The organism is Geodermatophilus sp. SYSU D00965, from assembly GCF_054050075.1.
The window spans coordinates 76,827-96,572 of the sequence record NZ_JBJGYQ010000007.1; the positions used below are offsets into that span (position 1 = coordinate 76,827).

General features: G+C 73.7%; 12 protein-coding genes. 7 read left to right on the top strand and 5 right to left on the bottom strand.

Annotation, left to right across the window (positions count from 1 at the left end):
• Positions 1–120 precede the first annotated feature (120 nt).
• From ACI789_RS08615 to ACI789_RS08635, 5 genes are all read left to right on the top strand, one after another.
• Positions 121–1,311 carry an acetyl-CoA C-acetyltransferase gene (locus ACI789_RS08615; protein ID WP_457008029.1) on the top strand — a complete coding sequence of 397 codons (1,191 nt, stop codon included), beginning with the start codon at positions 121–123 and terminating at the stop codon, positions 1,309–1,311.
• 80 nt (positions 1,312–1,391) lie between these two features.
• The gene (gene meaB / locus ACI789_RS08620; RefSeq protein ID WP_457008031.1) at positions 1,392–2,336 is read left to right on the top strand and encodes a methylmalonyl Co-A mutase-associated GTPase MeaB; all 945 of its coding nucleotides are present in this window, start codon (positions 1,392–1,394) and stop codon (positions 2,334–2,336) included.
• 23 nt (positions 2,337–2,359) lie between these two features.
• The gene (locus tag ACI789_RS08625; RefSeq protein WP_457008033.1) at positions 2,360–3,838 is read left to right on the top strand and encodes a phytoene desaturase family protein; all 1,479 of its coding nucleotides are present in this window, start codon (positions 2,360–2,362) and stop codon (positions 3,836–3,838) included.
• A 521-nt stretch (positions 3,839–4,359) separates the two neighbouring features.
• Complete coding sequence (locus ACI789_RS08630) at positions 4,360–4,884, top strand: MarR family winged helix-turn-helix transcriptional regulator (RefSeq protein ID WP_457008035.1); 525 nt, start codon at positions 4,360–4,362, stop codon at positions 4,882–4,884.
• A 46-nt stretch (positions 4,885–4,930) separates the two neighbouring features.
• Complete coding sequence (locus ACI789_RS08635) at positions 4,931–5,896, top strand: tetratricopeptide repeat protein (RefSeq protein WP_457008037.1); 966 nt, start codon at positions 4,931–4,933, stop codon at positions 5,894–5,896.
• A gap of 57 nt (positions 5,897–5,953) precedes the next feature.
• Here ACI789_RS08635 and ACI789_RS08640 read toward each other — a convergent pair whose 3' ends face one another.
• From ACI789_RS08640 to ACI789_RS08660, 5 genes are all read right to left on the bottom strand, one after another.
• Entirely contained in the window at positions 5,954–7,363 is a 1,410-nt protein-coding gene (locus ACI789_RS08640; protein WP_457008039.1) for a neutral zinc metallopeptidase, read from the bottom strand.
• Between the two features lie 143 nt (positions 7,364–7,506).
• Positions 7,507–10,392 carry a 1,4-alpha-glucan branching protein GlgB gene (gene glgB, locus ACI789_RS08645; RefSeq protein WP_457008041.1) on the bottom strand — a complete coding sequence of 962 codons (2,886 nt, stop codon included), beginning with the start codon at positions 10,390–10,392 and terminating at the stop codon, positions 7,507–7,509.
• 103 nt (positions 10,393–10,495) lie between these two features.
• Entirely contained in the window at positions 10,496–11,866 is a 1,371-nt protein-coding gene (locus tag ACI789_RS08650; protein ID WP_457008043.1) for a maltokinase N-terminal cap-like domain-containing protein, read from the bottom strand.
• Positions 11,863–13,731 carry a maltose alpha-D-glucosyltransferase gene (treS, locus tag ACI789_RS08655; protein WP_456918548.1) on the bottom strand — a complete coding sequence of 623 codons (1,869 nt, stop codon included), beginning with the start codon at positions 13,729–13,731 and terminating at the stop codon, positions 11,863–11,865. Before treS ends, ACI789_RS08650 begins: the two co-directional genes overlap by 4 nt.
• Before the next feature lie 142 nt (positions 13,732–13,873).
• Positions 13,874–15,907 (bottom strand): alpha-1,4-glucan--maltose-1-phosphate maltosyltransferase, encoded by a 2,034-nt coding sequence (locus ACI789_RS08660; RefSeq protein WP_457008045.1) that lies wholly within the window; start codon positions 15,905–15,907, stop codon positions 13,874–13,876.
• 133 nt (positions 15,908–16,040) lie between these two features.
• On the opposite strand from ACI789_RS08660, the gene glgP reads away from it, so the two are divergent.
• Together glgP and ACI789_RS08670 are read left to right on the top strand one after the other, a co-directional pair.
• Positions 16,041–18,590, top strand: coding sequence for an alpha-glucan family phosphorylase (glgP, locus tag ACI789_RS08665; RefSeq protein WP_457008047.1), 2,550 nt, complete (start codon positions 16,041–16,043; stop codon positions 18,588–18,590).
• 147 nt (positions 18,591–18,737) lie between these two features.
• A complete protein-coding gene (locus ACI789_RS08670; protein WP_457008049.1) occupies positions 18,738–19,739 on the top strand; it encodes an FHA domain-containing protein in 1,002 nt (333 codons plus the stop codon).
• Positions 19,740–19,746 lie beyond the last annotated feature (7 nt).

The following is a 19,746-nucleotide window of genomic DNA, read 5'->3' on the forward strand; positions in this document are numbered from 1 at the left end:
CCGGCACGCTCTCCGGCGGTGCGCGCGGGCCTATCCTGGGCGGCAGCCCGAGGCCGCGGCACCCCGCGGCCAGCTCGAACCCCGGCCGCCCGCGGAGGCGGCCCGGCACTGGAGGCATCCATGACCCGATCGGTCATCGTCAGCGGCGCGCGGACCCCGATGGGCCGGCTGCTGGGCTCGCTCAAGGACTTCTCCGGGGCCGACCTCGGCGGGATCGCGATCAAGGCCGCCCTGGAGCGGGCCGGGATCTCCGGCGACCAGGTCGACTACGTGATCATGGGGCAGGTGCTGCAGGCCGGGGCGGGCCAGAACCCGGCCCGTCCCGCGGCGGTGGCCGGTGGCATCCCGATGTCGGTGCCGTCGTTCACGCTGAACAAGGTGTGCCTGTCCGGCATCGACGCGATCGCCCTGGCCGACCAGCTGATCCGGGCCGGCGAGTTCGACGTCGTCGTGGCCGGCGGCATGGAGTCGATGACCCAGGCCCCGCACCTGCTGGCCAACTCCCGCACCGGCGTCAAGTACGGCGACACCACGCTGATCGACTCGATGGCCCACGACGGCCTCTCCGACACCTTCGACCAGGTCGCCATGGGCGAGCTGACCGAGCAGGCCAATGCCCGCTACGGGCTGACCCGTGAGGAGCAGGACGCCTTCGCCGCGGCCAGCCACCAGAAGGCCACCGCCGCGGCCAAGAACGGCCTGTTCGACGACGAGATCACCCCGGTGCTCATCCCGCAGCGCAAGGGCGACCCGATCGAGTTCCGCGAGGACGAGGGCATCCGCCCCGACACCACCGCCGACAGCCTGGGCAGGCTCAAGCCGGCCTTCGCCAAGGACGGCACAATCACCGCCGGGTCGGCCTCGCAGATCTCCGACGGCGCCTGCGCGGTCGTGGTCATGTCCGCGGAGAAGGCCGCCGAGCTGGGCCTGACCCCGTTGGCCGAGATCGGCGCGCACGGCGTCGTCGCCGGCCCCGACGCCACGCTGCAGAGCCAGCCGTCGCGGGCGATCGCCAAGGCCTGCGCCCGCGAGGGCATCGACCCGGCCGACCTCGACCTGGTCGAGATCAACGAGGCCTTCGCCGCGGTCGGCATCGCCTCGACCCGCGAGCTGGGCATCGACCCCGAGAAGGTCAACGTCAACGGCGGCGCGATCGCCCTCGGCCACCCGATCGGCATGAGCGGTGCCCGCATCACCCTGCACCTGGCCCTCGAGCTCGGCCGCCGCGGCGGCGGCGTGGGCGCGGCCGCCCTGTGCGGCGGCGGCGGCCAGGGCGACGCGCTGATCCTGCGCGTGCCCGCCCGGGCGTGACGGACGCGCCCGAGACGACCCCCGTCCCACCGCCCGGCCCCGCCTCCCCCCAGGGGAGGCGGGGCCGGCGTGCTGTCGACGTGCCGGAGCTCGTGGCCGGGGCGCGGGACGGCGACGCCCGGTCGGTGGCGCGGCTGATCTCGCTGGTCGAGGACGGCGGCCCGCTGGTGCGCGAGGTCGCCGCAGCCCTGGCGCCGTACGGCGGCTCGGCCCAGGTGATCGGCCTGACCGGGCCGCCCGGGGTCGGCAAGTCGACGACGACGGCCGCGCTGGTCGCCGCCCACCGGCGGGCAGGCCAGCGGGTCGGGGTCCTCGCGGTCGACCCGTCGTCCCCCTTCTCCGGCGGCGCTCTGCTCGGCGACCGGGTCCGGATGCAGTCGCACGCGCAGGACGCAGGCGTCTACATCCGGTCCATGGCCACCCGTGGGCACCTGGGCGGGCTGGCGTGGGCCACCCCGCAGGCGCTGCGGGTGCTCGACGCCGCCGGGTGCGACGTCGTGCTGGTCGAGACCGTGGGGGTCGGGCAGTCGGAGCTCGACGTCGCCGCGCTGGCCGACACCACCCTGGTGCTCCTCGCCCCGGGCGCGGGGGACGCGGTCCAGGCGGCCAAGGCCGGGGTCCTCGAGGTCGCCGACGTGTTCGTCGTCAACAAGGCCGACCGGGACGGCGCCGAGCAGACGGAGCGGGACCTGCGGGCCGTCCTGGCCCTGAGCCGTGAGGACGCCGCCGGTGCGTGGCGGCCGCCGATCTGCCGGACCGTGGCCGTGCGGGAGTCCGACAACGGCGTCGACTCGCTGCTGGCGGCCGTCGAGGAGCACCGGACGTGGCTGGCGACCTCGGGCGAGGGCCACCGGCGTCGCGTCGGGCGGGCGGCGCGGGAGATCGAGGCGGTCGCGCTGACCGGCCTGCGGGAGCGGATGGCGGCGGTGCGCGGGTCGGCGGCCCTCGGCGTCCTGGCTGAGCGGGTGCTTGCGGGGGAGACCGATCCGTACCGGGCCGCGGACGAGCTGACCGCGCGGCTCTGACCTGCCGCGGGCACGATGGCGGGGTGAACGGGAAGCCGGACGCCGTCGTCGTCGGAGCAGGGCCGAACGGGCTGGCCGCCGCCCTCCGGCTGGCCGCCGCCGGCCTGCGGGTGCAGGTCGTGGAGCAGGCCCAGCGGCCCGGCGGTGGCATGCGCACCGAGGAGCTGATCAAGCCCGGCTACCGCCACGACGTCTGCTCGACGGTGCAGCCGATGGCCGCGGCGTCCCCGTTCTTCCGCGAGTTCGACCCGGTCAGCCGCGGTGTGCGGCTGCTGCACCCGGAGGTCTGCTTCGCCCACCCGCTCGACGGCGGTCGGGCCGCGCTGTCGTTCCGCTCGCTCGAGGAGACCTCCGCGCGGCTGGGGACCGAGGACGGCCGGTCCTACCGGGGGCTGATGGGCCCGCTCGTCGACCACGGCGACGACGTCATCGACTTCTTCCTCGCCAGCCAGCTGCGCCGGCTGCCCACGCACAGCGTCGGGGCGATCACCAAGTTCGGGCTCAACGCGCTGCCCAACATCCGGTGGCTGGCCCGCCGGTACTTCGACACCGACGAGGGGCAGGCGCTCATCGCCGGCGCCGCCGCGCACGGCATGCTGGACCTCTCCCGGCCGCTGACCGCGGGCCTGGGCATGGTGCTCGGCATGCTGGCCCACCACGTCGGCTGGCCGCTGATCGAGGGCGGGTCGCAGAGCCTGGCCGACGCGATGGTCACCGCGCTCGAGCAGCAGGGCGGCGAGGTGGTGACCGGCCACCTGGTCACCGACCTGCGGGAGTTCGCCGGCGTCCCGGCCGTGCTGCTGGACACCACGCCCGGCGCCTTCGTGGCGATGGCCGGCGACCGGGTGCACCCCGGCTACCGGAAGTGGGTGGCCCGGTACAAGCACGGGCCGGGGGTGTTCAAGGTCGACTGGATCCTGTCCGAGCCGGTGCCGTGGGCGAACCCCGACGTGCGGCGGGCCGGGACGATCCACATCGCCGGCACCCTCGCCGAGACGATGGCGGGGGAGGCCGCGCCGGCGGCCGGCCGGCCCAGCGAGCACCCCTACGTGCTCGCCGTCCAGCCGACCGTGGTGGACCCGACCCGCGCACCCGACGGCGGGCACGTGTTCTGGGCCTACGTGCACGTGCCGCACGGGTCCGACGTCGACATGACCGAGGCGATCGAGGCGCAGGTGGAGCGGTTCGCCCCCGGCTTCCGCGACACGATCGTCGACCGGGCCACGAAGGACGCCGTCCAGATGGAGGAGTGGAACCCCAACCACGTCGGCGGGGACATCTCCAACGGCGAGGCCTCGCTGCCGCAGATGCTGGCCCGGCCGGTGCCGCGGTGGAACACCTACAAGACGCCGATCCCGGGGACCTACCTGGCCTCGGCGGCGACCCCGCCCGGTCCCGCGGTGCACGGCATGTGCGGGGACAACGCCGCCCGGGTGGCGCTCAAGGAGGTCTTCGGCGTGCGGCACGTGCCGCCGCTGCGCCCCGCCCCGCCCGCCGTCTGACCCGGTCGGCGGCACTGACCGACGACTGGCGAGCGGTCGTGGTCGCCTGACAGGCGAAGCCACGACCGCTCGCCACTCGGCCGGGCCCTGTGGACGACGACAGCCGGGCGGCGGCGAGGCAGGCAGGCTGCCGGGGGGCCCAGGTCCCCACGCCGTCCCCGGTCACGACCGCTGCAGCAACGGCCGTGGCGCTCGCCGGTCGAGGGGACCTCGACGACGCCGTCGCCGTCGTGGACCGCTTCGTGGCCTCCCGCGTGGTCGACCTGTCGGCGATCCGGGCGGTGGCCGCTGAGGCCACCGGACGCGGCTGCCGCCCGGCTCAACCGGCTCACCGCCGCAGGCTGGCGGGTCGTCTTCGTGACGGCGGAGGACCTGCGCCGGCCCGGGCAGTTGGTCGCCCGGATCACCGCCGCGTTGGCCGGATGACGCCCAGTGGCGAGTCGTCGTGGCTCCACCCAGCGGGTGGGGACGACTGCTCGCCACTCGGGAGCTGCCGTGGGCGGGCCGGTAGCGTCGCGGGCATGGTCCGACCGCTGGGGTTGCCCTTCGATCCCATCGAGCGCGCCGGGGAGACGTGGGAGCAGCGCTTCGGCCCGGCCGCGACGATGCGCGCCGCCACGTCGGTGTTCCGGGTGCAGCAGATCCTGCTCGCCCGCTTCGACGAGGCGCTGCGGCCGCACGGGCTGACCTTCGCGCGCTACGAGGTGCTGGTGCTGCTCACCTTCAGCCGCACCGGAGAGCTCCCTCTCAAGGTGATCGGCAGCCGGCTGATGGTCCACCCGACCAGCGTCACGAACGCGATCGACCGGCTGGTGTCGGCCGGCTACGTCGACCGCCGTCCCAACCCCGCCGACGGTCGCGGCGTGCTGGCCGGCATCACCGACCGCGGCCGGGCCGTCGTGGACGAGGCCACGGCTGCGCTCACCGCCCTCGACTTCGGGCTCGGCGACCTGCCCGAGGCCGAGCTCGACACGCTGTTCGACATCCTCAAGCGGGTCCGGCTCGGCGCCGGCGACGTCGCGGACGTCGAACCCGCCGTCCCCTGAGGCCGGGGGCCGACACCCCGCGCAGGTCGGTGGGATGATCGAGGTCATGCAGCCTTCCCGCCCCGGACGTCCCGACCCCCGCGCGCAGGCGCAGCAGGCGCAGTTGGCCGCCTCCCTCGCCGGCGCGGTCGACCTCGCCGCGGTCAAGGCCCGCTCCGAGGCAGCGGCCCGCGCGCAGGCCGCTCCGCCGCCGAGCGCCGCCGCCCCGGCTGGAGCCCCCGGCGCGGCCGTCGTCGACGTCACCGAGGCGACGTTCCAGGCCGAGGTGCTCGACCGCTCCTTCCAGGTCCCGGTCGTGCTGGACCTGTGGGCCGAGTGGTGCGGGCCGTGCAAGCAGCTCTCACCGGTGCTCGAGCGGCTGGCCGCCGAGGGGGGCGGGTCGTGGGTGCTGGCCAAGGTCGACGTGGACGCCAACCCCGCGCTGGCCCAGGGCCTGCGGGTGCAGGGCATCCCCGCGGTCAAGGCCGTCTGGCAGGGCCAGCTGGTGGCGGAGTTCACCGGCGCCATCCCCGAGGAGCAGGCCCGGGAGTTCGTCACCGAGCTGGTCCGCGCGACCACCGGCGGCGCCGTCCCGGGCGCCGGTCCGGAGGGCGCGGAGGCGGACGACCCGCGGCTGGACGCCGCCGAGGCCGCCCTCGAGCGCGGCGACCTGGCCGCCGCCGAAGCCGCCTACCAGGCGATCGTCGACGCCGAGCCCGACCACCCGGTCGCGGGCCTCGCGCTGCGTCAGGTGCAGCTGTTCCGCCGCGCCGACGAGGCCGGGCCCGACGCGCTGGCCGCCGCCGACGCCGCGCCCGACGACGTCACCGCGCAGACCCGCGCCGCCGACTTCCTGCTCGGCACCGGCGACGTCGAGGGCGCCTTCGGCCGGCTGCTCGACGTCGTCCGCCGGACCGCCGGCGAGGACCGGGACCAGGCGCGCAAGCACCTGGTGGAGCTCTTCGGCATCGTCGGCGACCAGGACCCCCGCGTCGCCGACGCCCGCCGGCAACTCACCCTCGCTCTGTACTAGCAGGACCCCCCGTGCCCCCACCGCGGGACGCTGCACGGGGGCCGAGGGACCCGGGCCTCACACCCCGACGTCGCAGGCCCGGGCGCCCTCGATGAACCCGTTCCGGAACAGGTCGACCAGCTGGAAACCGGAGACGTCGAGGTCGCCCAGGACCTGCGGGTCGTTGCCGTACTCGAGCAGGAACTGCACGCTCTCGTCGAGGTCGCCCGGGGAGATGACGACGTCGGTCAGCTCGCCGTTGTAGACCTGCGCGCTGTACCAGCCGGCCAGGCAGACCGCCGACCGCAGCGCCTCCTCGCCCTCCGCCGGCAGCCCCAGCTGGTCGCGGGCGGCCAGGCCGTAGGGGATCGCCACGGCCGTGGGGACGGCGTAGTCGCCCAGCTCCTCGTAGGCCGGCCCGGTGAGGTCCTGCTCGTCGTAGCCGACCACCCCGCCGTCGGTGCCCGCGTTCCCGGGTGGGCAGTACACGAGGTCGACGTCGGCGGCGGCGCAGGAGGGCGCCGAGCCGTCGAAGGCCTGCAGCTCGGGGGCGGTGAACTGCTCGTCGAACACCTCGGTGGCGGCACGCTCCCAGAACTCCGGCAGCGAGCTCTCCAGGATCGAGACGATGGTGGGGTAGGGCGCGTTGCCGCCCGAGGCGAAGTCCTGGTCGCTGGTGAACTCGCCCTGCGTGAACACGCGGTCGGGGCCGAACCGGTCGCGGCAGGCGGTCGGCCCGTCGTCGAACCCCTCCTGGAAGGCCGCCACCCGGTCGAAGTATGAGCCGTGCGCCTGCTCCTCACCCTGGCCGGTCCCGACCGGGTCGCGCAGCAGCAGGTAGCCGCGCAGCAGCTCGTCGAGCTCGGGCGCCCGGATCCGGGAGTGCGCGGCCTCGCCCCCGGCCACCCACGCGGTCCAGGCGCCGGCGAAGCAGTCGGCCTGCGTCTCGGTCGCGATGGACGCCCGGGGGTACCCCACCCGCGCCTGGACGGCGTGCCCGAACTCGTGGGCCATCACCAGGGCGGGGATGAAGCGCCCGTAGCCGTCGGCGAGCTCGCCCAGGAAGGAGCGGTCGTAGGTGATCGAGTCCGAGTTGGGGGTGTTCGGCGCCTGGCAGTAGAAGGCGTTGTCCTCGACCTCGCGCGGGTCCGCGCCGCAGCCGACGCCCTGCGGGTACGCCGCCGGGTCGACGTCGTCGGGGTCGACGCTGAAGTAGCCCCCGGTCAGGGGCTCGAACCGGGTGCCGAACACGTCGGGGAACTGGTCGGCCCAGAAGTCCTCGAGGTCGGCGAGGGCGTTGCGCGCCAGCAGGTCGATCGGCCCGTCTGTGGCGCCGACGACGCTCACCTCGCCCGGGTCGACGTCGTCCGGCAGGGGCTGGGCCGCGGACGGCCGGCCCAGCACCACCACCGAGCAGCCGGACAGGACGAGGAGCGCAGCCACGGCGAGCAGGGCCAGGGCCGCCCGGGGCGATCGGAGGACAGGCATGGTCCCGGCATCGTCCCATCGCGGCGGCCCCAGCGCAGGGCTCCTGCCGGCGGAGGCAGCGGGTCGGACGCCGCGGTCGCGGGCGGCGCCGCACGGCAGCTCCCCGCGCTCGCGGGGCGCGGGGAGCTGCGGCGGACCGCCCGTCAGCCCTCGTGCAGGAACCAGACGGTGCCCAGCGGCGGGGCCGACACCGTCGCCGAGTACGGCTGGCCGTGCCACGGGTCCTCGACCGCCTCGACGCCGCCCATGTTGCCGGTGCCCGAGCCGCCGTAGCCCTCGGCGTCGGTGTTGACCACCTCGCGCCAGTACCCGGGGCGGGGCAGCCCGATCCGGTACCCGTGGTGCGGGACGCCGGAGAAGTTCACCACGCAGGCCAGGGCCTGGCCGGTGCCGCTGCCGGCGTCCGGGCTGCCGAAGCGCAGGAAGGACAGCACGTTGTTCGCCGAGTCGTTGGCGTCGATCCACTGGAAACCGGCGGGGTCGACGTCCTGGGACCACAGCGCCGGCAGCTCCCGGTACCGCGCGTTGAGGTCGGTGACCAGCGACAGCACGCCGCGGTGGGCGGGGTCGTCGAGGTGCCACCAGTCCAGCGAGCGGCTCTCGGCCCACTCGGAGTCCTGCGCGAACTCCGAGCCCATGAACAGCAGCTGCTTGCCCGGGTGGGCCCACATGTAGGCCAGGTAGGCACGCAGGTTCGCCAGCTGCTGCCACCGGTCGCCGGGCATCTTCCGCAGCAGCGAGCCCTTGCCGTACACGACCTCGTCGTGGCTGATCGGCAGCACGTAGTTCTCGGAGTAGGCGTAGATCATCGAGAACGTCAGCTGGCCGTGGTGGTAGCTGCGGTGCACCGGCTGCTTGGTCATGTAGGCCAGCGAGTCGTGCATCCAGCCCATGTTCCACTTGAACCCGAAGCCCAGGCCGCCGAGGTGGGTGGGCCGGGTGACGCCGGGCCAGGCGGTCGACTCCTCGGCGATGGTGACCACGCCGGGGACCTCCCGGTAGACCGTCGCGTTGGTCTCCTGCAGGAACGCGACCGCCTCCAGGTTCTCCCGGCCACCGTGCACGTTGGGCACCCACTCGGTGCGGGAGTAGTCCAGGTAGAGCATCGAGGCCACCGCGTCCACGCGCAGGCCGTCGACGTGGAACTCCTTGCACCAGAACAGGGCGTTGGCGACGAGGAAGTTGCGCACCTCGGAGCGGCCGAAGTCGAACACGTAGGTGCCCCAGTCCTGCTGCTCACCGCGCCGCGGGTCGCCGTGCTCGTACAGCGGCGTGCCGTCGAAGCGCGCCAGCGCCCAGTCGTCCTTGGGGAAGTGCGCCGGGACCCAGTCGACGATGACCCCGATGCCGGCCTGGTGGGCCCGGTCGACGAAGTAGCGGAAGTCGTCGGGGCTGCCGTACCGCGACGTGGGGGCGTAGTAGGAGGTCACCTGGTAGCCCCACGAGCCGCCGAAGGGGTGCTCGGCGACCGGCATGAGCTCGATGTGGGTGAAGCCGGCCGAGACCACGTAGTCGACGAGCTCGTCGGCGAGCTCCCGATAGGACAGGCCCTGCCGCCAGGAGCCGGCGTGCACCTCGTAGATGCTCATCGGCCGCTCGTGCCAGTTGGCCCGGGCCCGGTCGGCGAGCCACTCCTCGTCGTTCCACTCGTGCGTGGACTCGGTGACGACCGAGGCGTTCAGCGGCGGCACCTCGGTGGCGAAGGCCAGCGGGTCGGACTTGTGCCGCCAGACGCCGTCCCGGCCGAGCACGTGGTAGCGGTAGCGGGTGCCGACCGCGACGCCGGGGATGAAGATCTCCCACACCCCGGAGGAGCCCAGCGACCGCAGCGGGTAGGCGCGGGCCTCCCAGTAGTCGAAGTCCCCGGTGACCCGCACGCCCTGGGCGTTGGGCGCCCAGACCGCGAACGAGACGCCCTGCACCTGCCCGCGGGGGGTGTCGTAGCGGCGGACGTGCGCGCCGAGCACCTCCCACAGCCGCTCGTGCCGGCCCTCGCGGATGAGGTGCTGGTCGAGCTCGCCGACCGTGGGCAGCCAGCGGTAGGGGTCGTCGACGACGAAGGTGTTGCTGCCGCCCTCGCCGTCGGAGTAGGTGACGTCGATCCGGTAGTCCCCGGGCTGCTCGGGCAGGGTCGCCTCGAAGATGCCGCCGGGGTGGATCTGGTGGGCGTCGTAGCGGGCGCCGTCCTCGTCGACGACCTCGACCGACACGGCGTCGGGCCGCAACGTGCGGACCACCCACCCGCTCCCGGACGGGTGGGCGCCCAGCACGCTGTGCGGGGCGTAGGACCAGCCGTCCACGATGGCCCGCAGTTGCTCCTCGCTGACCTGCTGCACCGACGGCTGGCCGCCCTCGCCGATCGTGGTGCCCTCGGCGACCACGTCGGCCAGCGAGGCCTCGTCGCTGGTGACCTCGCCGGCGGGCGTGGAGGCCGGCGCGCCCGTCCCGTCGGGCACCGGACCGGGAACGACGCTGCCGGCCGCGCCCGTGCCCTGCGCGACCGCGGTGTCGCCGTCGTCCGGCACCTGCGGCGTGCTGGGCTCGTCGGGGGAGGGGCTGGGCGGTTCGGGCTGGGGAGCGGGCTCGCCGGTGGGGCTGCCCGGCTCGGCGATCGGCGCGGGCGCCACCACCGGTGTCGCGGTGCCGCCCTGCGCGGCCACGACGTCGGCCTGCGCCGCCTTCTTGCGCGGCGCCCGCTTGGTGGCCTTCTTCGCCGGGGCGGCCGCGCCGTCCTCGGTCGCGGCGGCGTCGCCGACCGCGGCCGCCGCGGTCTTCTTCGCCGCGGTCCTGGCCGCCGTCTTCTTGGCGGCCGGGGCCTTCTTCGCCGCGGGCGCCTTCTTGGCCGCCGCCCGCTTGCGGGCCGGCGCGTTCACCACGGGCCCGGCCTCGGCGGCCTCGGCCTGCGCGGTCTTCTCCTCGACGGCGGCCTGCAACTCGTCCTTGGTGGCGGGGGGCCGCGCGCCGGAGTCGATGGTCGGCTCGGTGGCGCCGGTCGCCAGGTCCTCGGTCGTCCCGTCAGGGGATGTCATCGCGTCGCCGTCCTCTTCGGTGCCGGTTGCGTCGGTGGTCGTGGCCCCTCTGCAGGGTCCCGCCGCGAGCCTGCGAGCGGTGGGGGGCAGAGGGGTCCTCTCGCTAGCCCGCGGCGGTGAGCCGGGACAGCGACTGCAGCGGGATCATCAGCCAGTGCGGGCGGTTGCGCGCCTCGTAGACGCACTCGTAGACGGCCTTGTCCGCCTCGAAGGCCCGCAGCAGAGGGGAGTCGCCGCAGGGGTCCAGGCCGCTCGCCGCCGAGTACCCGGCGCAGAACGCGCTGCGGTTGCGCTCTGCCCACTCCTGCGCGCGGTATGCGCGCTGGGGGTCGCCGGGTTGCTCGACGAGCATGTGACGTGCGGCGTAGTCGAAGCTGCGCAGCATCCCCGCGACGTCGCGCATCGGGCTGTCGAGCTCGCGGCGTGCCGCCAGCGGCCGGGCCGGCTCGCCCTCGAAGTCGAGGACGATCCACCCGGTGGCGGTGCGCAGCACCTGGCCCAGGTGCAGGTCGCCGTGCACCCGCTGCCGGACGACGGGCTCGACGGCGCCCGCGACGGCGGCGTACACCGCGCGCAGCCCCTCGGCGTGCTCGGCCAGCTGCGGGACGACGGCGATGGCCGCCTCCAGGCGCGCGGTCATCTGCTCGGCGACGGTGGCGAACCAGGCCGGATCGGCGGGCTCGGTCGGCAGCACCTTGGCCAGGTCGGCGTGCACCGAGGCGGTCGCCGCGCCGAGCCGCTCGCTGTCGGCGGCGAAGTCCCCGCCGACCTCGTCGGCGTGCAGGTCGCCCTCGGAGAACAGGTCGCGCACGCTGGCGGTGGCCAGCCGCCACCCGTCGCTGGCGTTGGGCACGAAGGTCTGCAGCATCGCGACCGTGGCCGGCTCGGCCGACGGGTCGGGGTCGTCGATCTCGATGTGCCCCAGCAGTGGCGCGATGTGCGGGTTCTGCGTCTTGCGCAGCGCGTCGTGGATCTCGACGTCCGGGTTGAGCCCGGGCTCCAGCCGGCGGAACAGCTTGAAGATCGCCTCCTGGCCGTAGACCAGCGACGTGTTGCTCTGCTCGGTGGAGAGGATGTCGCCGGGCAGGCCCTCGGGGATGTAGGCGACCCCCGCCGGGTGGAAGTGCATCGGCCCGATGGTCGAGGCGTTGACCAGGTGGATCAGCCACGGCGTGGTGGCCTCCCGGTCGCGCATGGCGTCGTAGGCGTAGTTCTCCCGGTCCTTGCCGGGTACCGCGCCGACGAACGCCGAGCTGAGCTCCTCGGCCGGGTGCTGCCGCCAGGACAGCGGGACCAGGTAGGTCTCGACAGCGCCGTCGGTGTAGGTGACCCGCACCCGGTGCACCGACAGCACCGGGTCGGCCTGGTCGAGGAGGAACCCCTCCTCGGAGACCTCGGCCCACTCCCGGCCCTTGCCGCCGAACCATCGCTGGTGCGGCATCCAGTCGCGGAGCAGGTCGGTCAGCGCGCTCATCGGGGTCCTCCGGGGCTCGGGGGCACGTCGTCGCCGGTGCGGGTGTCGCTGTCGCCGGGGATCTGCTCCGCGGCGGTGACCACGCCGCCGGCCAGCAGGTCCTCCGCCACGGTGCTCGAGGCGGTGCTCTCCCAGTCCTCCGCCTCCTCGGGCGCCGGCTCGACCGGCCGGGCCAGCTCGAACCAGTAGAAGCCGTGCCCGGCGAGGGTGAGCATGTAGGGCAGGACGCCGATCTGCGGGAACTCCACCCGGCCGGTGAGCTCCACGGGGGTGAAGCCCTCGAACTGGCGCAGGTCCAGCTCCACCGGCTGCGGGAAGCGGGACAGGTTGTTCACGCAGAGCACGATGTCGTCGCCGAACCGGCGGACGAACGACAGCACCGTCGGGTTGCGCGAGCCGACCTCCTCGTAGCTGCCGAGGCCGAAGGTCGGGTGCTCCTTGCGGACCCGGATCATCTGCCGGATCCAGTGCAGCATCGAGTTGGTGTTGCGCAGCTGGGACTCGACGTTGGTGACCTGGTAGCCGTACACCGGGTCCTGGTTGAGCGGCAGGTACATCCGCTGCGGATCGGCGGTGGAGAAGCCGCCGTTGCGGTCCGGCGTCCACTGCATCGGGGTGCGGACGCCGTCGCGGTCACCGAGCCAGATGTTGTCGCCCATGGCGATCTCGTCGCCGTAGTAGAGGACCGGCGAGCCCGGCAGGGACAGCAGCAGCGCGTTGAACAGCTCGAGGGTGTCCATGTCGTTGTCCAGCAGCGGCGCCAGCCGGCGGCGGATGCCGATGTTGGCCTTCATGCGGGGGTCCTTGGCGTACTCCGCCCACATGTAGTCGCGCTCCTCGTCGGTGACCATCTCGAGGGTCAGCTCGTCGTGGTTGCGCAGGAAGATGCCCCACTGGCAGTTCTCCGGGATGTCCGGCGTCTGGGCCATGATCTCCGAGATCGGGAAGCGCTGCTCCCGCCGGACCCCCATGAACAGGCGCGGCATGACCGGGAAGTGGAAGGCCATCTGGCACTCGTCGCCGTTCTCGCCGAAGTACTCGACGACGTCGGCGGGCCACTGGTTGGCCTCGCAGAGCAGCACCCGGTCGGGGTAGTCGACGTCGACCACCTTGCGGACCTGCTTGAGGAACTCGTGGGTCCTCGGCAGGTTCTCGCAGTTGGTGCCCTCCTCCTCGAACAGGTAGGGGACGGCGTCGAGCCGGAAGCCGTCGATGCCCAGGTCCAGCCAGAACCGCAGGGCGTCGACGATCGCCTCCTGCACCCGCGGGTTCTCGAAGTTGAGGTCGGGCTGGTGGGAGAAGAACCGGTGCCAGAAGTACTGCTTGCGGACCGGGTCGAAGGTCCAGTTGGAGCTCTCGGTGTCGACGAAGATGATCCGCGCGTCGGCGTAACCGGTGTCGTCGTCGGACCACACGTAGAAGTCGCCGTAGGGCCCGTCGGGGTCGCTGCGGCTGGCCTGGAACCAGGGGTGCTGGTCCGAGGTGTGGTTCATGACGAAGTCGATGATCACGCGGATGCCGCGGGCGTGGGCTGCGGCGAGGAACTCCTTGAAGTCCTCGATGTCGCCGAACTCGGGCAGGACGGCGGTGTAGTCGCTGACGTCGTACCCGCCGTCGCGCAGCGGCGAGGCGAAGAACGGGGGCAGCCACAGGCAGTCGACGCCGAGCCACTGCAGGTAGTCCAGCTTGTCCATCATGCCGCGCAGGTCGCCGACGCCGTCGGCGTTGCTGTCAGCGAAGCCGCGGACGAGCACCTCGTAGAAGACGGCGCGCTTGTACCACTCGGGGTCGGTGCCGGGTGCCGGCAGCGCCGACGTGGTGGCCTCGGGGCGCTCGTCGGGGAGGCCAGGGACGGGAACGGTCATCGCGGGGGATCGCCCTCGATCTCGTGCGTGGGTGGATGGGTCGCGGCCCGCCGGCAGGGGCCCGCCGCGAGCCGGCGAGTGGGTGAGGACCCCGTCCTACCCATCCTTCGCCGGCTCAGGCGGGGCCCGGGGCGGGGCCTCATCAGGACACCGGCGGCGGGACCTGCACGTGCCGGTGGTGGGTGATCGAGAAGACGTGCGCCGGCTCGCGGTGCGGGTCGAGCTCGACGTAGTTGAATTGGCCCCAGTCGTACGTGGCGCCGGTCAGCTCGTCGGTCACGGTGAACCGCTCGTGCCAGTCCAGGCCGAGGACCGGCAGGTCCAGGGCCGTCGTCCCGATCTGGGTGTTGTGGCTGTCCAGCGCCACGACCACCAGGACGGCGTCCTGCGAGCCGGGGTCGGTCTTGGTGAAGCAGATCAGGTTCGGGTTGTCGACGGCGTGGAACCGCAGCGTGCGCAGCTGCTGCAGGGCCGGGTGGGCGCGGCGGATCTCGTTGAGCCGGCGCAGGTAGGGCGCGAGGCTGCGCCCGGAGGCCTCGGCGCCGGCGTAGTCCCGGGGCCGGAGCACGTACTTCTCGCTGTCGAGGTACTCCTCGCTGCCCGGGCGGACGGCGACGTGCTCGAACAGCTCGTACCCGGAGTAGACACCCCAGGTCGGGCTCATCATCGCAGCCAGCACGGCGCGGATCTTGAACATCGGCGGGCCGCCGTACTGCAGCGACGCGTGCAGGATGTCCGGGGTGTTCACGAAGAAGTTCGGCCGCATGTAGTGGCAGTTGGCGGCCAGCTCGCGGCCGTAGTCCTCGATCTCCCCGCGCTCGGTGCGCCAGGTGAAGTACGTGTAGGACTGCGTGAACCCCAGCCGGGCCAGCTGGTGCATCATCGCCGGCCGGGTGAACGCCTCGGCCAGGAAGAGGACGTCGGGGTCGGTCTCCTTGATCGTCCAGATCAGCCAGTGCCAGAAGTTCAGCGGCTTGGTGTGCGGGTTGTCGACCCGGAAGACCCGCACGCCGGCGTCCATCCAGACGCGCACGACCCGCAGCACCTCGGCGTAGATGCCCTCGGGGTCGTTGTCGAAGTTGACCGGGTAGATGTCCTGGTACTTCTTCGGCGGGTTCTCCGCGTAGGCGATCGTGCCGTCGGGCTTGGTGGTGAACCACTCCGGGTGGCTGCGCACCCAGGGGTGGTCCGGTGCCGCCTGCAGCGCCAGGTCGAGGGCGACCTCCATGCCCAGCTCGCCGGTGCGCCGGACGAAGTCCCGGAAGTCGTCCATCGTGCCCAGCGCCGGGTGGACGGCGTCGTGCCCGCCCTCGGCGCTGCCGATGGCCCACGGGGAGCCGACGTCGTCCGGACCCACCTCGTTCGGGTTGCCGCCGGGGAACAGCGGGGTGTTCGGGCCCTTGCGGTTGACCGTGCCGATCGGGTGGATCGGCGGCAGGTAGACGACGTCGAAGCCCATCTCGGCGACCGCCGGCAGCCGGTCGGCGGCGGTGGCGAACGTGCCGTGGGTGGGCCGGTCCCCGACGACCGGGCCGGTGGAGCGGGGGAAGAACTCGTACCAGGAGCCGAACAGCGCCCGCTGCCGGTCCACCCACACCTCGTACCGGGGCCCCTGGGTGACCAGTTCCCGGACGGGGTGCTCGTACAGGTACTCCTGCACGGCCTGGGCCAGCGCCGGGCCGACCCGCGCGGGGACGTCGAGCGAGGTGTCCCGCAGCGCGGCCGTGGCGTCGGTCAGCCGCTGCTTCCACTCGCCGTCGGCCTCGGCGGTCACCCGCTCCAGCAGCCGGGCGCCCTCCTCGAGGTCGTTGGCGAGCTCCTCGGCTCCCTGGCCGGCGGCGATCTTCACCTCGACCGCGTGGTGCCAGGTGGCCAGCGGGTCGCTCCACGCCTCGACCCGGAACGACCACCGCCCCTCCCGGTCGGGGACGACGGTGGTGATCCAGCGGTCGGGCTCCGGCCCGAACCGGACCATCCGCTGCAGCGGCTGCGCGTCGCCGTCCGCGCCCGGTGGCGTCCAGACGACGTTGGCCGCGACGGCGTCGTGGCCCTCGCGGAAGACGGTGGCGGTGATCGGCAGGTGCTCACCGACCACGGCGCGGGCCGAGAAGGACCCGCACGACACGACGGGGGCGACATCGGTGATGCCGAGACGGAGGTCAGCGCGGCCAGTCATCCCGGCCACGCTATCGATCTCTGCGCGAGGGGGCACGTCGACCGCGGAGCGGCCCTCGGGCCCGGCTCGCCTGCGCCGGGTGGCCTCCCGGCGGCACCCGGTGTCGAGGGCGTGACCTGGTTAGTCTCGGGCGGTGCGCGCTCTCCGCCGGTTCACCGTCCGGGCCTCGCTCCCCGAGGAGCTGATGCCGCTCTCCCAGCTGGTGACCAACCTGCGCTGGTCCTGGCACCCCGAGACCCGCGACCTGTTCGAGGCCCTCGACCCGCACCTGTGGCAGACCTGCAAGGGGGACCCGGTCAAGGTCCTCGGCGAGGTCTCCGCCGAGCGGCTGGCCACGCTCGCCCGGGACCGCCGGTTCCTGCGCCGGCTCCAGGACGTCGTCGACGACCTGGAGGACTACCTGTCGGCGCCGCACTGGTACCAGACGCTGGGCGCCGGCGCCCCGGCCTCCATCGCCTACTTCTCCGCGGAGTTCGGCATCACCGAGGTGCTGCCGCAGTACTCCGGTGGCCTGGGGATCCTCGCCGGCGACCACCTCAAGGCCGCCTCCGACCTCGGGGTCCCGCTCATCGGCCTCGGCCTGCTGTACCGGGCCGGGTACTTCGAGCAGTCGCTGTCGCCCGACGGCTGGCAGCTGGAGCACTACCCGTCGCTGGACCCGCACGGCCTGCCGGTGAAGCTGCTGCGCCAGCCCGACGGGTCGGCGGTGGTCATCACCGTGCCGCTGCCCGAGGGGCGCACGCTGCACGCGCACGTCTGGCGGGCCCAGGTCGGCCGCGTCTCGCTGCTGCTGCTCGACAGCGACATCGAGGAGAACGCGCCGTCGGAGCGGGTGGTCACCGACCGCCTCTACGGCGGCGACGAGGACCACCGGCTGCGCCAGGAGATGCTGCTGGGCATCGGCGGGGTGCGGGCGCTGCGCGCCTACTGCCAGCTCACCGGCACCCCGGCGCCGGAGGTCTTCCACGCCAACGAGGGCCACGCCGGGTTCCAGGGTGTCGAGCGCATCCGCGAGCTCACCGAGTCGCACGGGCTGTCGTTCACCGAGGCGTTGCAGGCGGTGCGCGCCGGCACGGTGTTCACCACGCACACGCCCGTGCCGGCCGGGATCGACCGCTTCCCGCGGGCGCTGATCGAGCGCTACTTCGCCGGCTTCGGCGTCCCCCTGGACCAGCTGATCCCACTGGGCGCCGAGCAGGACCCGAGCAAGTTCAACATGGCGCACATGGGCCTGCGGCTGGGCCAGCGGGCCAACGGCGTCAGCCGGCTGCACGGGCACGTCAGCCGCTCGATGTTCCGCGACCTGTGGCCGGGCTTCGACGAGGACGACGTCCCGATCAGCTCGATCACCAACGGGGTGCACGCCCCGACCTGGACCGCGCGCGAGCTGGTCGAACTGGGCACGCAGACGAGCACCCAGGGCGACCCGGCCGAGGTCGAGGGGTCGGTGCACTTCGACGGCGTCGACCGCATCCCGGCCGGCGACCTGTGGAGCACCCGGCGGCTGCTGCGCGGCCGGCTGGTCGACGAGGTGCGCCGCCGGCTGCGGGCGACCGCGCTGTCCCGCGGCGCCGCGGAGTCGGAGGTGGGCTGGACCGACACCGCCTTCGACCCCGACGTCCTCACCATCGGCTTCGCCCGCCGGGTGCCCTCCTACAAGCGGCTCACGCTCATGCTCCGCGACCCGGAGCGGCTCAGGGCGCTGCTGCTCGACGAGCAGCGGCCGATCCAGCTGGTCATCGCCGGCAAGAGCCACCCGGCCGACGACGGCGGCAAGCAGCTGATCCAGCAGATGGTGAAGTTCGCCGACGACCCGGCCATCCGGCACCGGATCGCCTTCCTCCCCGGCTACGACATCGGCATGGCCCGCTACCTCTACTGGGGCTGCGACGTGTGGCTGAACAACCCGCTGCGCCCGCTGGAGGCCTGCGGCACCTCCGGCATGAAGGCCGCGCTCAACGGTGGCCTGAACCTCTCCATCCGCGACGGCTGGTGGGACGAGTGGTTCGACGGGCAGAACGGCTGGGCGATCCCCACCGCCGACGGCGTCGTCGACCACGACCGGCGCGACGAGATCGAGGCGCGGGCCATCTACGACCTGCTCAGCACGCAGGTGCTGCCGCGCTTCTACGAGACCGACCGCGACGGCGTCCCCACCCGCTGGGTCGAGATGGTGCGGCACACCCTCCGCGAGACCGGGCCCAAGGTGCTGGCGACCCGCATGGTGCGCGACTACGTGCAGCAGCTCTACGTGCCGGCGGCCGGCTCCGCCCGCGGGATGGCCGAGTCCGGCTACGGCGTGGCCCGCGAGCAGGCGAGCTGGCGGGCGCACGTGCAGGAGAACTGGGGCGCGGTGCGGGTCGCCCACGTCGAGGCGACCGGCGCCGGCGACACCCCGGAGATCGGGTCGACGCTGGCGCTGCGGGCGGAGGTGGAGCTGCCCGGCCTCACGCCCGCCGACGTGGAGGTGCAGGCGGCCTACGGCCGGGTCGACGACTCCGACGGGCTGCACGAGGTCACGACGCTGCCGATGAAGCACGAGACCACCGAGGGCACCCGGCACTGGTTCACCGCCACGCTGCCGCTGGAGCGCACCGGCGCCTTCGGCTACACGGTGCGGGTGCTGCCCGCCTCCGGTCACCTGGCCGACCCGGCCGAGCTCGGACTGGTCGCGACCGCCTGAGCGCGGACCCTGCAGGGGGCCGCGTCCGGGGGCGACTCCGGGCACAGCCGTCACGCCGGTCGCACCTGTCCCGGGGGCATCGTGCCCGTCCGGCGTGGCGGCGTTCCCGGTCCGCCCGCGCGTGCCTGAGGTCATTAGGCTTGCGCCATGCCCGACCGCTGTGAAGTCCTGCCCGGAGACTCCGTCGTCGCCCGACGGGGAGGCGGTCTGCTCTGGGTCGACGCACCGGGGGCACCGGCCCTCGTCGCCGCGCTGCACGCCTGCCTGGGGGTCTCCGGCCCCGGCGCCGAGCGGGTGCTCGGTGCGGTGGCGAGCCAGGTGGCCGCGCTGGGCGGCGGGTCGGCGTCCTTCGCCCTGGTCCTGGTCGACACCGCCGTCGGCGGCACCGGCACGGGTGTGGCGCTGTACTCCGGCAAGGGCCAGCCGGCCGTGGACGGCGTCCCCGTGTCGGGCTCCTCGGTCGACGGCTGCACCCTGGCCAGCGGCTTCCACCTCGGCTCCACCCTCTACGTCGGCCCCGGCCAGCCGGTCCCGTCGATGCCGCCGGGCGTGGCCTACGACCTCGTCGAGGGCACCGTGCCCGGCTCCGGCGCGATGCTGCAGCTGGCCGCGGTCGCCCACCCCTCGACGGCCGCCGTCCCGCAGTCGAGCCCCTCGATGTTCTCCGCCGGCTCCGACTCCGGGTTCGGCAGCAGCGCGCCCTCCGGCTCCTCCGCGTCCTCCGGCTTCGGTGCCACCGCCGCCCCCGCGCGGCAGGACGACGAGGGCGGCGAGGCGACCGCCTTCTGGAAGCCCGAGCCCGCCGCGGCGCCGATCCTGCGCTTCGACGACGGCCTGGTCGTGACCGTCGACGAGGACCTCGTCCTCGGCCGCCGGCCCGACAACCACGAGCTGGTGACCGCCGGGTCGGCCCGGCCGGTGCCGATCGCCGACACGCAGAACGTGCTCTCCTCCGCGCACGCCGCGATCCAGCGCAACGGCCGCGAGGTGTCGCTGGTCGACCTCGGCTCGCTCAACGGCACCCACGTCGCCGGCCCCGAGGCCACCGAGTGGACCCAGCTGGAGCCCGGCGTCGCCCACCCGCTGTCCGACGGCGACCGCCTGCTCCTGGGCTGGACGGTCATCACCTTCGAGCAGCAGCCCGACTAGGACACGG